The sequence below is a fragment of the Paraburkholderia sp. genome (assembly GCF_050742655.1).
Taxonomy (GTDB): domain Bacteria; phylum Pseudomonadota; class Gammaproteobacteria; order Burkholderiales; family Burkholderiaceae; genus Paraburkholderia.
This window is the reverse complement of record NZ_JBOIGG010000002.1, coordinates 56,610-69,704: the sequence shown is the minus strand read 5'-3', so window position 1 is coordinate 69,704 and position 13,095 is coordinate 56,610. Positions and strand designations below refer to the sequence as shown.

At 66.9% G+C, this 13,095-nt stretch carries 13 protein-coding genes; 10 read left to right on the top strand and 3 right to left on the bottom strand.

Annotation, left to right across the window (positions count from 1 at the left end):
- Positions 1 to 9: 9 nt before the first annotated feature.
- Genes ACREXZ_RS02985 through ACREXZ_RS02975 form a run of 3 tightly spaced genes read left to right on the top strand, consistent with a single transcriptional unit; the run spans position 10 to position 2,854 of the window.
- Complete coding sequence (locus tag ACREXZ_RS02985) at positions 10 to 1,071, top strand: ATP-grasp domain-containing protein (RefSeq protein ID WP_431762541.1); 1,062 nt, start codon at positions 10 to 12, stop codon at positions 1,069 to 1,071.
- Positions 1,068 to 2,207 (top strand): hydantoinase/oxoprolinase family protein, encoded by a 1,140-nt coding sequence (locus ACREXZ_RS02980; RefSeq protein ID WP_431762540.1) that lies wholly within the window; start codon positions 1,068 to 1,070, stop codon positions 2,205 to 2,207. The genes ACREXZ_RS02985 and ACREXZ_RS02980 overlap by 4 nt, the downstream gene beginning before the upstream one ends.
- A 56-nt stretch (positions 2,208 to 2,263) precedes the next feature.
- A complete protein-coding gene (locus tag ACREXZ_RS02975) occupies positions 2,264 to 2,854 on the top strand; it encodes an aspartate kinase (RefSeq protein ID WP_431762539.1) in 591 nt (196 codons plus the stop codon).
- A 21-nt stretch (positions 2,855 to 2,875) separates the two neighbouring features.
- Here the strand turns inward: ACREXZ_RS02975 and ACREXZ_RS02970 are convergent, their stop codons facing one another.
- The 3 genes from ACREXZ_RS02970 to pqqA all read right to left on the bottom strand — a co-directional run bounded on the left by ACREXZ_RS02970 (position 2,876) and on the right by pqqA (position 4,461).
- Positions 2,876 to 3,649, bottom strand: a complete 774-nt coding sequence (locus tag ACREXZ_RS02970) for a (5-formylfuran-3-yl)methyl phosphate synthase (RefSeq protein ID WP_431762538.1) — start codon at positions 3,647 to 3,649, stop codon at positions 2,876 to 2,878.
- A gap of 34 nt (positions 3,650 to 3,683) precedes the next feature.
- Entirely contained in the window at positions 3,684 to 4,289 is a 606-nt protein-coding gene (locus ACREXZ_RS02965) for a DUF447 domain-containing protein (protein WP_431762537.1), read from the bottom strand.
- 97 nt (positions 4,290 to 4,386) lie between these two features.
- Entirely contained in the window at positions 4,387 to 4,461 is a 75-nt protein-coding gene (gene pqqA, locus ACREXZ_RS02960) for a pyrroloquinoline quinone precursor peptide PqqA (protein WP_133649438.1), read from the bottom strand.
- A gap of 368 nt (positions 4,462 to 4,829) precedes the next feature.
- On the opposite strand from pqqA, the gene ACREXZ_RS02955 reads away from it, so the two are divergent.
- From ACREXZ_RS02955 to fba, 7 genes are all read left to right on the top strand, one after another.
- Entirely contained in the window at positions 4,830 to 6,311 is a 1,482-nt protein-coding gene (locus ACREXZ_RS02955) for a form I ribulose bisphosphate carboxylase large subunit (RefSeq protein ID WP_431762536.1), read from the top strand.
- A 67-nt stretch (positions 6,312 to 6,378) separates the two neighbouring features.
- Positions 6,379 to 6,807: a ribulose bisphosphate carboxylase small subunit gene (locus ACREXZ_RS02950; RefSeq protein WP_431762535.1), complete on the top strand. Its 429-nt coding sequence runs from the start codon at positions 6,379 to 6,381 to the stop codon at positions 6,805 to 6,807.
- A 64-nt stretch (positions 6,808 to 6,871) separates the two neighbouring features.
- Entirely contained in the window at positions 6,872 to 7,807 is a 936-nt protein-coding gene (gene cbbX / locus ACREXZ_RS02945; RefSeq protein ID WP_431762534.1) for a CbbX protein, read from the top strand.
- Between the two features lie 27 nt (positions 7,808 to 7,834).
- Complete coding sequence (locus ACREXZ_RS02940; RefSeq protein ID WP_431762957.1) at positions 7,835 to 8,950, top strand: class 1 fructose-bisphosphatase; 1,116 nt, start codon at positions 7,835 to 7,837, stop codon at positions 8,948 to 8,950.
- Between the two features lie 60 nt (positions 8,951 to 9,010).
- Positions 9,011 to 9,883, top strand: coding sequence for a phosphoribulokinase (locus ACREXZ_RS02935; RefSeq protein ID WP_431762533.1), 873 nt, complete (start codon positions 9,011 to 9,013; stop codon positions 9,881 to 9,883).
- 36 nt (positions 9,884 to 9,919) lie between these two features.
- Positions 9,920 to 12,010 carry a transketolase gene (gene tkt, locus ACREXZ_RS02930; RefSeq protein WP_431762532.1) on the top strand — a complete coding sequence of 697 codons (2,091 nt, stop codon included), beginning with the start codon at positions 9,920 to 9,922 and terminating at the stop codon, positions 12,008 to 12,010.
- Positions 12,011 to 12,041: 31 nt separating this feature from the next.
- A complete protein-coding gene (gene fba / locus ACREXZ_RS02925) occupies positions 12,042 to 13,079 on the top strand; it encodes a class II fructose-bisphosphate aldolase (RefSeq protein ID WP_431762531.1) in 1,038 nt (345 codons plus the stop codon).
- Positions 13,080 to 13,095 lie beyond the last annotated feature (16 nt).

The window sequence follows — 13,095 nt, the reverse complement described above, 5'->3', positions numbered from 1 at the left end:
CGCGTTCCTTTGACCAAGATCTTTGTCTACGAGTATCTTACCGGCGGCGGCATCGATCCGGCGCTGGCCGGCGCGAGCGGTCTCGCCGATCTCAGCGCGCTCGTCGTCGAAGGCCGCGTGATGCGCGATGCGCTCGTCGCGGAGCTGCGCGCGCTCGACGACGTGCACGTCACCTTCGCGAGCTCGCGCTTCGAGACCGTCGATCCAGCGCTCGCGCACTGCCGGGCCGCACCGGGCGAATCGATGATCGACTTCGTCGCGCGGGCCGCACGCGAACACGATTATGCGTGGATCATCGCGCCGGAATGCGACGACCTGCTGCTGAACCTGCACGACGCGGTCGGCGAGGCACGCTGGCTCGGCTGCACGAAGGACGCGATCCGCATCGCGTCGAGCAAGCGCGCGACTGCGACGCGGCTCGCCGCGCACGGCATCGCGGCGACGCCTGCGCTCGATCCTTCTCAGTCTGAATCGAACGATATGACATCCACCGGACGCTGGGTCGTGAAACCGGACGACGGCGCAGGCGGCCTCGACACCTTCGTCTTCGACCGCTTCGCCGATGCGTGCGCCGAGTACGATGCGCGCATGCTCGCGGCGCGCAATCCGGTGCTGCAGGCGTGGATCGACGGCGAGCCGCTCAGCCTGTCGCTGGTGTGCACCGGCGAGGCGGTGCGGCTCGTCAGCATCAACCGGCAGCAGATCGGTCTGCGCGGGCCCGATACGTCGGAACATCGACCACAGGTCGTCGAATTCGACGGCGTCGCGGTCGATCAGATCGAGCGCTCCGGCGACCGCGGCCGCACGCTCGATGCGCTCGCGCAGCGTGTCGCGGCGGCGATACCGGGGCTGCGCGGCTTCGCGGGCATCGACGTGGTGTGGCATCCGCAACGCGGGCCTGTCGTGATCGAAGTGAATCCGCGTCTGACGGTAGCGTATGCGGGGCTGTCCACGACGCTCGACGGTAATCTCGCGCGCACGCTGCTCGCCGCGCATGGCGTGCGGACAGGAGGGGCGAGCAGCGTCCCACAGTGGCACGAGCCGTCGTCCGCATACGGAGTCCAGCCGTGAACGCGGCCCATTCGACCTTCGACTTCGCCCGGTCGGCCGCGCTGTTCGGCTGGGATGTCGGCGGCGCTCACGTGAAGGTGTCGCTTGCGGATGCGTCGGGGAACGTGCTCGATGTCGCGCAATGGGCGTGTCCGTTGTGGCAGGGCCTCGATCATCTGGAGCGCACGATCGATCTCGTGTTCGAGCGCTGGCCTACTGCGCGGGCGGCCGCGTCGCGGCACGCGGTGACGATGACCGGCGAGATGGTCGACCTGTTCGCGGATCGCGCGGAAGGCGTGCGCGCGATCGCGGCGGTACTCGCCGCGCGGCTCGGGCCTTCGCTGCGTTTCTACGCAGGTGACGTCGGCTGGCTCGCGACGGCCGCATGCGCGGCGCGCTGGCGCAACGTAGCATCCGTGAACTGGCTCGCGACCGCGAGCTGGGTCGCGACCCGCATCGCCGATGCGGTGCTGCTCGACATCGGCAGCACGACGACCGACATCATCCCGATCGCGAAAGGCTGTGTGGCCGCTAGGGCATCGACCGACGCGGGGCGGCTCGCAAGCGGCGAGCTCGTCTATCAGGGCATCGTGCGCACGCCGCTGTGCGGAATCGCGCACCGGATCGACTTCGCGGGCGCCGCCGTCAACGTGATGAACGAATGGTTCGCCACGAGCGCCGACGTGTACCGGCTGACCGGCGAACTGAACCCCGCACACGACCTGTACCCAAGTGCCGACCAGGGGCCGAAGACCGAGGCTGCGAGCGCGGCGCGGATCGCGCGGATGATCGGTCGCGACGCGCACGAGGCGGAGGCCGGCGACTGGCGCCGGCTCGCGCAGCGCTGGCGCGGCCTGCAACTGCGCGAGATCGGCATCAATCTCGCGCGCGTGACGGCCGCGCATCCGGAACTTGCTGCGGCGCCGCTGGTGGGCGCGGGCTGTGGCCGGTTTCTGGTCGCGGCGCTTGCTCGCGAAGAAGCGCGCGGCTATGTCGATTTCGGTACGCTGGCAAACCTGCCCGGCGATTGCGCGGACCGCGCGGCGACCTGTGCGCCGAGTGTCGCGGTCGCGCTGCTCGCCGCGCAGGACGGGCAGGACGGATCGCGCGAATCGCCCTACCGGCGCGACGAACGCTCCGCGCCACGGGTCGCATGACGGATGGTACGGACGCAACGCAGGAAGGCAGTTAACAGCAAGCGAGGACAACGCTCATGTGGGTGGTCAAGATCGGGGGCAGCCTGAGTCACGAGCCGATGCTGCGCCGCTGGCTCACCGAGCTGTGCGAACTGGGGGGCGGGCGCGTCGTCATCGTGCCCGGCGGCGGCGATTTCGCGGACAAGGTGCGGCAGTACCAGAGCGAGTGGTGTTTCGACGATCTCGCCGCGCACAACATGTGTCTACTCGCGATGACGCAGTACGCGATCCTGATGCAGGGCGTACTGCCCGAACTCGTGCTTGCGTCGAGCGAGGCGAAGATCCGCCGCGCGCTGCGCGACGGTCACGTCGCGGTATGGATGCCGACCGCGCTGATGCGCGACACGCCCGATGCGATGAGCAACTGGGACACGACGTCGGACAGTCTCGCCGCATGGCTGTCGACGATGCTCAACGCGGAGCGGCTGATCGTCGTGAAGTCCTGTCCGATCGGCGCGGACGACGGGCTCGACACGCTCGCGGCGGCGGGCGTGGTCGATCGCCGCTTCGCCGACTACGTGAATGACGCGAACTACGTCGTCGAGCTGTTCAACAAGGACAACGTCGAGTTGATGCGCGACCGGCTGCTGAACACGCAGACGATCTGACGCTGACGTGCTGTTGTGTGATTACAGCCGTCGCGCGGTGCTCCCGCCGTCTCCCGCTTGCGCAGCGGCGCCAACGGAGACTGCGCCGCCCGACCGATGCAACGCGCTGACCCATTGCGCGACGCGCTGTGGGTCGAGCCGCGAGCGGCGGCCATCCGTGCACAGCGCGGTGCGAAAGCCGGCGACGTCCGGCGCGACCGCGCGGATCTGCTCGAGCTGCGCCCAGCCGAGCGCACCGGCGATCCCGCACATCGAACCGCGCTCCCGCGTGAGCCGCAGCCAACGCGCGAGCGTATCGACGCTCACGTGATCGAACAGCGTGCTGCCATCCTTCGCCGACGTATCGAACATCACACCGACAAATCGCAGCGCGGCTGCATGCAGCACGAGCGCATCGTCGACGGCGGCGTTTTTCTCATCCGCGCCGGTGCCCACGTCGCACAGAAACACCGGCACGACCGTGGCCGGCAGTGTCGCGAGCTGGTCGAGGCAGCGGCGCGCGGCCGGGCCAGGCGTCACGCCGACCTTCACGTAGTCGATGCCCGCGTCGCTGACTTCGATCACGCGCGTGGCGATTTCGTCGAGCGCGTCGGTCGGCACGTCGCCGATCGTCGCGCTGATCGGCTTCACCGGATAGCGCGCGCGCAACTGCCGGGCGATATGCACGATGTTGTCGATCGACAGGCCGCCGAGCGCGCCGGCATCCGGCTCCTTCAGGTCGATCAGCTCGGCGCCCGCCTGGGCGGCGTCGAGCGCTTCGTCGTCCGAGCGGACGCTCGCGAGCAATGCGGCCATCGTTGTTCTCCGAAAAGCGGGTAAGCAGGAAAGCTCAATGCGGCGCGCGAGCGGCGGTCGGACCGTCGACGGCGCTGCCGGCACGATGTCGTTCGACCGCGGCGACGAGCCAGCTCCATGCGGTGCGCTCGTGGTCGCCGGCGGTCTTGTCGATCGCGATCTGCAGGTAGGCCATTTCGCGGTCGACCTTGTCGGCCGGCAACATGAAAAGCCGGCTCACCAGAATCGCGCCCTCGACGACAGCCGCCTGCGCACGGTTGAAGCCCGCGAACGGCGCGTGATTTTCGCGGTGCACGCATTTCATCCACAGCACGGGACGCTCGGCGTTGTTATCGGTGCCGTCGATGTGGTCGAGTTCGAGCTCGGCGTGCGCGAGCGATGCCGCGAGCCGCACGCTCGCGACGCGGCTTGCCGCGACGGTCGGCCAGTCGGTTGCGCGATGCGTGATGCAGCCGGCGAAGATGCGCACGTCGGTCGTGAAATTCAGTACCGCCGCGTGCGACGCGACGATGTTGTCGAGCGTCGTCGACGGGCGGAACGGGGCAAGCACGACGAAGTCGCCTTCGTAACGGGCGCCCATCGGCGCCACGTGAGGGCGGCCGTCGCGCGCTGCCGTGGTGACGATCGTTTCGTGGATCATGGTTGGGAACGCATGTCCCGGCAACGCGGACAAAACAGGCCGCTCCGGTCAGAAAAAAACTACCGCGACAGGGCCGCGTCACGCGGCCCGTGCGGGCCTAACGCGTAGCGATATACATCGTGACTTCAAAGCCTAGACGGATATCGGTGTAGCTCGGTGTCGTCCATTGCATCGTCATTCCTCCATGGGGTTGACACAGCATTGCGCCGTCGACCCGGCGCGATGCCGGGCTTCATTGGCCTTCGGCATCACGCAAGCTCCATGCCCATCGCGCATTGCTATCCCGCGCCGCGCAAGCTGCCCGTACCGGTGAGCCGTCGCGGGGCGAGTGTCGCGAAAACGCAGCAAAGTGTTCCGCCGACAGCAGGTGACGCTGTGGCGCACCTGACGAAATCCCGCTTCGCGATGCGCGATCGATAACGGATCGCTTAAGACTGGCGAATGAAATCGTGAATTCCCAATAGCTGCGGCTGTACCTACAGTGCAACTCAGGCGCTGCTCCGTTTCCGGCGATGCGCTGCTCACCTTCGAGGACACGTCATGAACGATTTCAGTCAACCGGTGATCGAGCCGGCCCGCTCTCCGCGCGAACGATACGCAGCAGGCGTCATGAAATACCGCGAGATGGGTTACTGGCAGCCGGACTACACGCCGAAGGACACCGACGTCATCGCGCTGTTCCGCATCACGCCGCAGCCCGGCGTCGAGCCCGAGGAAGCAGCGGCCGCAGTGGCCGGCGAATCGTCAACGGCGACGTGGACGGTCGTGTGGACCGACCGGCTCACCGCGTGCGACATGTACCGCGCGAAGGCGTACCGGATCGACCCGGTGCCCGGCGCGCGCGCCGACGAGCCGCAGTACTTCGCGTACATCGCGTACGACCTCGACCTGTTCGAGGAAGGGTCGGTCGCGAACCTCACCGCGTCGATCATCGGCAACGTATTCGGCTTCAAGCCGCTGAAGGCGCTGCGGCTGGAAGACATGCGCATTCCGGTCGCGTATCTGAAGACCTTCCAGGGGCCACCGACCGGCATCGTCGTCGAGCGCGAGCGGCTCGACAAGTACGGACGTCCGCTGCTCGGCGCGACGGTGAAGCCGAAGCTGGGACTCTCAGGCAAGAACTACGGACGCGTCGTGTACGAAGGGCTGCGCGGCGGGCTCGATTTTCTGAAGGACGACGAGAACATCAATTCGCAGGCGTTCATGCACTGGCGTGACCGCTTCCTGTTCTCGATGGAAGCGGTGAACCGCGCGCAGGCGGAAACCGGCGAGGTGAAGGGCCATTACCTGAACGTCACGGCCGGCACGATGGAGGACATGTACGAGCGCGCCGAATTCGCGAAGCAGCTCGGCTCGTGCATCGTGATGATCGATCTCGTGATCGGCTGGACCGCGATCCAGTCGATGGGACGCTGGGCCCGCCGCAACGACATGATCCTGCACCTGCACCGCGCGGGACACGGCACGTACACGCGGCAGCGCAATCACGGCATTTCGTTTCGCGTGATCGCGAAGTGGCTGCGGATGGCAGGCGTCGATCATGCGCACGCGGGTACCGCGGTCGGCAAGCTCGAAGGCGATCCGCTGTCGGTGCAGGGCTATTACAACGTGTGCCGCGACGCGCACAACGCGGTCGATCTGTCACGCGGGCTGTTCTTCGAGCAACCGTGGGCGGGGTTGCGCAAGGTGATGCCGGTCGCGTCGGGCGGGATTCACGCGGGGCAGATGCATCAGCTGCTCGACCTGTTTGGCGACGACGCGATCCTGCAGTTCGGCGGCGGCACGATCGGCCATCCCGCCGGCATCCAGGCGGGCGCGATCGCGAACCGCGTCGCGCTCGAAGCGATGGTGAAGGCGCGCAACGAAGGGCGCGACATCCTGCACGAAGGGCCCGAGATTCTCGAAACGGCCGCGCGCGGTTGTACGCCGCTCAAGCAGGCACTCGACACGTGGCGCGACGTGACCTTCAACTACGCGTCCACCGATACGCCCGATTTCGCGGCGACGCCGACCGCCGCGTGACGCGTTGCGTGACCCGACGCAAAGCGTGCGAAAAACCGCGACATCCATCAACGAAACGAGGTACGTCATGCGCATTACACAAGGAACGTTCTCCTTCCTGCCGGACCTGACCGACGAGGAGATCGGCTTGCAGATCGACTACGCGCTGGGTCAGGGCTGGGCCTGCTCGATCGAATTCACCGACGACCCGCATCCGCGCAACACCTACTGGGAGATGTGGGGGATGCCGATGTTCGACCTGCGCGACGCGGCCGGCGTGCTGCAGGAACTGAACGCGTGCCGCGCCGCGCGTCCGCAGCACTACATCAAGATCAACGCGTTCGATTCGGTGCGCGGCTTCGAGACGATGCGGCTGTCGTTCATCGTCGGGCGGCCGGACGACGAGCCGGGCTTCCGTCTGACGCGTCAGGACAGCGTGGGGCGCGTGCAGCGCTACGGGCTCGTGAGCTATGCGGGCGACCGGCCGGCGGGCGAACGCTACGGCCCCGTACGCTGATGCGCACGACTGTTGCATGCGATGTGCCGCTATCGATCGGTCAGGCTACGAACAGGGAGGCTAAATGACGGACGTTGCCGATGCACAAGCCGCGCAGGCCAGTACCGAAGACGCCACGCCGCAGGTCGATCTGTCCGCGCTGTATCGCGACTCGGGCATCGGCGACGTGCTCGCCGAACTCGATCGCGATCTGGTCGGCCTGGTACCGGTGAAGACGCGCATCCGCGAGATCGCCGCGCATCTGCTGGTCGAACGGGCGCGCGACGCGCTAGGCCTCGCCGGCAGCGCGCCGACGCTGCACATGTGCTTCTCGGGCAATCCCGGCACCGGCAAGACGACGGTCGCGCTGCGGATGGCCGAGGTGCTGCACCGGCTCGGCTATATCCGCCGCAATCATCTGGTGTCGGTGACGCGTGACGATCTGGTCGGCCAGTACATCGGCCATACCGCACCAAAGACCCGCGACGTGCTGAAGCGTGCGATGGGCGGTGTGCTGTTCATCGACGAGGCGTACTACCTGTACCGCCCGGAAAACGAGCGCGACTACGGGCAGGAAGCGATCGAGATCCTGCTGCAGACGATGGAGAACCAGCGCGACGACCTGGTCGTGATTCTGGCCGGCTACGCGTCGCGGATGGACGTGTTTTTCGAAAGCAACCCGGGTTTTCGGTCGCGGATCGCGCATCACATCACGTTTCCCGATTACGACGAAACGGAATTGCTAGAAATCGCCGCGCGGATGCTCGACACGATGCACTACCGCTTCGACGCCGACTCGCGGCACGCATTCGCGGACTACCTCGCGCTGCGCATCCGTCAGCCGAATTTCGCGAACGCGCGCTCGGTGCGCAATGCGCTCGACCGCGCGCGATTGCGCCAGGCGAACCGGCTATTTGCAGCCGCGATGCGCGGCGGTGCGCCCGCCGATGCCGCCACGCTCACGCTGATCGCCGCCGACGACATCCGCGCGAGCCGCGTGTTCGACACGCCGCAGCACTGAATGACGACTGTCTCCGAGGAGAACGCGATGCAAGACGGACGCACGACGCTTTCGAAGTTCCTGATCGACACGCTAGACCGTCAGCCCGCCGGCGGGGCGGCGCCGGAAACGGCCGGGCTGTCGGCGCTGCTGATCGACGTCGCCGCGGCGATCAAGTCGATTTCGGCGATGCTCACGAAGGGCGCGCTCGGCGGCAATTACGGCTCCGCGCAGACCGTCAACACGCACGGCGAGGAGCAGAAGAAGCTCGACGTCGCGACCAACGAGATCTTCGTCCAGCAATGCGAGTGGGACGGTTTGCTCGCCGCGATGGTGTCCGAGGAAATGGAGAACGTCTATCCGATTCCGCGTGGCTATCCGCGCGGCGACTATCTGCTCGCGTTCGATCCGCTCGATGGGTCGTCGAACATCGACATCAACGGCGTGGTCGGGTCGATCTTTTCGGTGCTGCGGCATCGCGGCACGGTGGATGGCGAACCGGGTGACTCCGTCAGCGACGACGCGTTCCTGCGGCCCGGCCACGAACAGGTCGCGGCGGGCTACGCAGTCTACGGTCCGTCGACGATGCTGGTGCTGTCGGTCGGTAACGGCACGCACGGTTTCACGCTGGAGCGCGACATCGGCAATTTCGTGCTTACGCACTCGAACATCCGCATTCCGGAGGACACCGTCGAATTCGCGATCAACGCGTCGAACGAACGCTTCTGGGAGCCGCCCGTGCGCCGCTATGTGCAGGAGTGCAAGGACGGTCGCAGCGGCTGCCGCACGGAGGATTTCAACATGCGCTGGATCGCGTCGATGGTTGCGGAGGTGCATCGCATCCTGATGCGCGGCGGCGTGTTCATGTATCCGCGCGACTCGAAGACGCCAACGATGGAAGGCCGCCTGCGCCTGCTGTACGAGGCAAACCCGATGAGTTTTCTCGTCGAGCAGGCGGGCGGCGCGTCGATCACCGGGCGCGAACGCATTCTCGACGTCGCGCCGCGCACGCTGCATGGCCGCGTGCCGGTGATTCTCGGCTCGAAGAACGAGGTGGAGCGCATCGGCCGCTATCACGGCGAATACGACCGCGGCGAGGACAAGCCGTACACGTCGCCGCTGTTCGGCCGCCGCTCGCTGTTCCTGCCGGATTTCACGGCGTAGACGAAGCGTAGCGAAAACGTTCGTCCAGACCGACCAGATCATCACACTCCGGAGACGCGCATGTCAGTCAAACATCCGATCATTGCGGTAACCGGTTCGAGCGGAGCCGGCACGACCACGGTGATGAAGAGCTTCACCCACATCTTCCGGCGCGAGCATATCAATGCGCAGATCGTCGAGGGTGACGCGTTCCATCGCTACGACCGCAACGGCATGCGCGAAGCGATGAAGCAGCATGAGCGCGACGGCGCGCCGAACTTCAGTCACTTCGGGCCGCAGGCGAATCTGCTCGAGGAGCTACAAGCGCTGTTCGTCGGTTATGGCGACAGCGGCACCGGGCAACTGCGTCACTATGTGCACGACGAAGCGGAAACGCGTCTCTACAAGCAGGATGCGGGCACCTTCACGCCGTGGGAGGACGTGACGCCCGGCACCGACCTGATGTTCTACGAAGGGCTGCACGGCGCCGCGGTGACCGATCGCGTCGACATCGCGCGGCATGCGGATCTGCTGATCGGCGTCGTGCCGATCATCAACCTCGAGTGGATCCAGAAACTGCATCGTGACCAGACGATGCGCGGTTATTCGCACGAAGCGGTAGTCGACACGATCCTGCGGCGGATGCCGGACTACGTGAACTACATCTGTCCACAGTTCTCGCGCACGCACGTGAATTTTCAGCGCGTGCCGACGGTGGACACATCGAACCCGTTCATCGCGCGTGAGATTCCGCAGCCCGACGAGAGCTTTGTCGTGATCCGCTTCGCGCGGCCGAAAGGCATCGACTTCCAGTATCTGCTGACGATGCTGCACGACTCGTTCATGTCGCGCCCGAACGTGATCGTCGTGCCGGGCGGCAAGATGGGTCTCGCGATGCAGCTGATCTTCACGCCGATGATCCTGCAGCTGCTCGACCGGCGCGCGCGGGCATGAGGCGGTCTCGATTGAATCTGTGCAAGGAGAGCTTTAATGAGTGCCGTTGCTGAATCCGCTGCGCTGTCTACCGGCCTGTCGACAGATCTGGCTATAACCGGCCCGATGGCCGACGCGCTGCGCATGCTCGCCATCGATGCGGTCGAGGCGGCGAAGTCCGGTCATCCGGGCATGCCGCTCGGCATGGCGGAGATCGCCGTCGCGCTGTGGGACCGGCATCTGAAACATAACCCGCGCAATCCCGCGTGGCCGGATCGCGACCGCTTCGTGCTGTCGAACGGACATGGCTCGATGCTGCTGTACGGGCTGCTGCATCTGACCGGCTACGATCTGCCGGTCGACGAGCTGAAGCGCTTTCGCCAGCTGCACAGCCGCACGCCGGGGCACCCTGAAGTCGGCGTCACGCCCGGCGTCGAAACGACGACCGGACCGCTCGGTCAGGGGCTCGCGAACGCGGTCGGCATGGCGCTCGCGGAAGCGCTGCTCGCGAAGGAATTTAACCGGCCGGGCCATACGGTCGTCGATCACCGCACCTATGTGTTCGTTGGCGACGGCTGCCTGATGGAAGGCATCTCGCACGAAGCCGCGTCGCTGGCCGGCACACTGAAGCTCGGCAAGCTGACGGTGCTCTACGACGACAACGGCATCTCGATCGACGGCCACGTCGCGCAGTGGTTCGCCGACGACACACCCGCGCGTTTCGCCGCATATGGCTGGCACGTCGTGCGCGACGTCGACGGGCATGACGTCGACGCGGTCGACCGCGCGTTGCAGGACGCGCGCGCGTCGGACCGGCCGACGCTGATCTGCTGTCGCACGGTGATCGGCAAGGGTTCGCCGTCGAAGGCCGGCACGCACGACGTGCACGGCGCACCGCTCGGCGCCGACGAGGTCGAACGCACACGTCGCGCGCTCGGCTGGACCGAGCCGCCGTTCGCGGTGTCCGACTCGGTACGCGAGCGCTGGGACGCGACCGCACGCGGCGCGTCCGCGGAAGCGGACTGGACCGCGCGCTTCGACGCGTATCGCGCGCGCCATCCGGACGAGGCCGCCGAATTCGAACGCCGTGTGCGTGGCGTGTTGCCGGTGCAATGGCGCGACGCGGTGCGCGCACTGGTACGCGACGCAGACCTCGCGGCCGAATCGATTGCGACGCGCAAGGCGTCGCAACAGGCGATCGGCGCGCTCGCGCGCGCATTGCCCGAACTGCTGGGCGGCTCGGCCGATCTGACCGGCTCGAATCTCACCGACTGGAAGGCCGCAGTCGACGTGCGCACCGATGCCGCCGGGCTGCAGGGTGGCAACTATCTGCACTATGGCGTGCGCGAGTTCGGCATGAGCGCGGTGATGAACGGCATCGCGCTGCATCGCGGGTACATTCCGTTCGGCGGCACGTTTCTCACGTTCTCCGACTACGCGCGCAACGCGCTGCGGATGGCCGCGCTGATGAAAACGCGCTCGATCTTCGTGTTCACGCACGACTCGATCGGCCTCGGCGAAGACGGACCGACGCACCAGGCGGTCGAGCATGCGGCGAGCCTGCGACTGATTCCGGGGCTCGACGTCTGGCGGCCGTGCGACACGGTCGAGACCGCGCAGGCATGGGTCGGCGCAATCGAACGCGACGGGCCGTCGTGCTTGCTGCTGAGTCGACAGAACCTGCCGTTCGTCGCTCGCGACGGTGCGACGATCGACGCGATCGCGCGGGGCGGTTATGTGCTGCGCGACTGGTCGAATGCACAGGATGGACAGAACGCGCCCGCGCGCGTCGTACTGCTCGCGACCGGCTCCGAAGTCGCGCTCGCGCTCGCGGCAGTCGCGCCGCTCGAACAGGACGGCATCGCCGTGCGTGTCGTGTCGATGCCGTCGACGAACGTGTTCGACCGCCAGCCGCGCGCGTGGCGGGACGCGGTGCTGCCGCCGGGCGTGCCGCGGGTCGCCGTCGAGGCGGGCGTGACAGCGTTCTGGCGACAGTACGTGGGGCTCGACGGCGGTGTGCTGGGCATCGATTCGTTCGGCGAATCGGCGCCCGCCGCTGCGTTGTTCGCTCATTTCGGGCTGACCGCGCAAGCGCTCGCGGACGAAGCACGGCGCGTCGTGCACGAAGCAGCGCACAGCGCCCGCTGACCGGTTTCGATTCGATCACGAGGAGTTCGAGATGGCCTTCATCGCACTGCGGCAGTTGCTCGATCACGCGGCCGAACACGGCTACGGCGTGCCGGCGTTCAACGTCAACAACATGGAACAGATTCACGCGATCATGCGGGCCGCCGAGGCGACCGACAGCCCGGTGATCCTGCAGGCGTCGGCGGGCGCGCGCAAGTATGCGGGCGAGCCGTATCTGCGACACCTCGTGCTCGCCGCGGCCGAGGCGCATCCGGATATTCCGCTCGTGCTGCACCAGGACCACGGCGCGAGCCCGGCCGTCTGTCAGCAGGCGATCCGCTCGGGTTTCACGTCGGTGATGATGGACGGCTCGCTGCTACCCGATCAGAAGACGCCCGCCGCGTACGACTACAACGTCGACGTGAGCCGGCGCGTGGTCGAGGCCGCGCATGCGGTGGGCGTGTCGGTCGAAGGCGAGCTGGGCTGTCTCGGGTCGCTCGAAACCGGCACGGCGGGCGAGGAGGACGGTGTCGGCGCGGCGGGCACGCTATCGCGCGACGAGTTGCTCACCGATCCGCACGAGGCACAGATCTTCGTCGAAGCGACCGGCGTCGACGCGCTGGCGATTGCGATCGGCACGTCGCACGGTGCGTACAAGTTCAGCCGTGAACCGACCGGCGACATTCTCGCGATCGACCGCATCGTCGAGATTCATGCGCGGATTCCGGACACGCATCTGGTGATGCACGGCTCGTCGTCGGTGCCGCAGGAATGGCTCGCGGTGATCCGCGAATACGGCGGCGAGATTCCGACGACGTTCGGCGTGCCGGTCGACGAGATTCGCCGCGGCATCGCGCACGGCGTGCGCAAGGTCAACATCGATACCGACATCCGGCTCGCGATGAGCGGTGCGATGCGCCGGTCGCTCGCGACCGCGCGCTCGGAGTTCGATCCGCGCGCCGCGTTGAAAGCGGCGACGGCGGCCGCGAGTGCGATCTGCATCGAGCGCTTCGAGGCATTCGGTTGCGCGGGGCACGCGTCGCGGATCAAACCGCTGCCGCTCGACGCGATGGCGCGTCGCTACCACTGAACGGTACCACTGAGCA

Excerpts from the sequence above, each read along its gene's own strand:
- ACREXZ_RS02975 (WP_431762539.1), top strand. The coding sequence starts at position 2,264 with ATGTGGGTGGTCAAGATCGGGGGCAGCCTGAGTCACGAGCCGATGCTG.
- ACREXZ_RS02970 (WP_431762538.1), bottom strand. The coding sequence starts at position 3,649 with ATGGCCGCATTGCTCGCGAGCGTCCGCTCGGACGACGAAGCGCTCGAC.
- ACREXZ_RS02965 (WP_431762537.1), bottom strand. The coding sequence starts at position 4,289 with ATGATCCACGAAACGATCGTCACCACGGCAGCGCGCGACGGCCGCCCT.
- ACREXZ_RS02955 (WP_431762536.1), top strand. The coding sequence starts at position 4,830 with ATGAACGATTTCAGTCAACCGGTGATCGAGCCGGCCCGCTCTCCGCGC.
- ACREXZ_RS02950 (WP_431762535.1), top strand. The coding sequence starts at position 6,379 with ATGCGCATTACACAAGGAACGTTCTCCTTCCTGCCGGACCTGACCGAC.
- cbbX (WP_431762534.1), top strand. The coding sequence starts at position 6,872 with ATGACGGACGTTGCCGATGCACAAGCCGCGCAGGCCAGTACCGAAGAC.
- ACREXZ_RS02940 (WP_431762957.1), top strand. The coding sequence starts at position 7,835 with ATGCAAGACGGACGCACGACGCTTTCGAAGTTCCTGATCGACACGCTA.
- ACREXZ_RS02935 (WP_431762533.1), top strand. The coding sequence starts at position 9,011 with ATGTCAGTCAAACATCCGATCATTGCGGTAACCGGTTCGAGCGGAGCC.
- tkt (WP_431762532.1), top strand. The coding sequence starts at position 9,920 with ATGAGTGCCGTTGCTGAATCCGCTGCGCTGTCTACCGGCCTGTCGACA.
- fba (WP_431762531.1), top strand. The coding sequence starts at position 12,042 with ATGGCCTTCATCGCACTGCGGCAGTTGCTCGATCACGCGGCCGAACAC.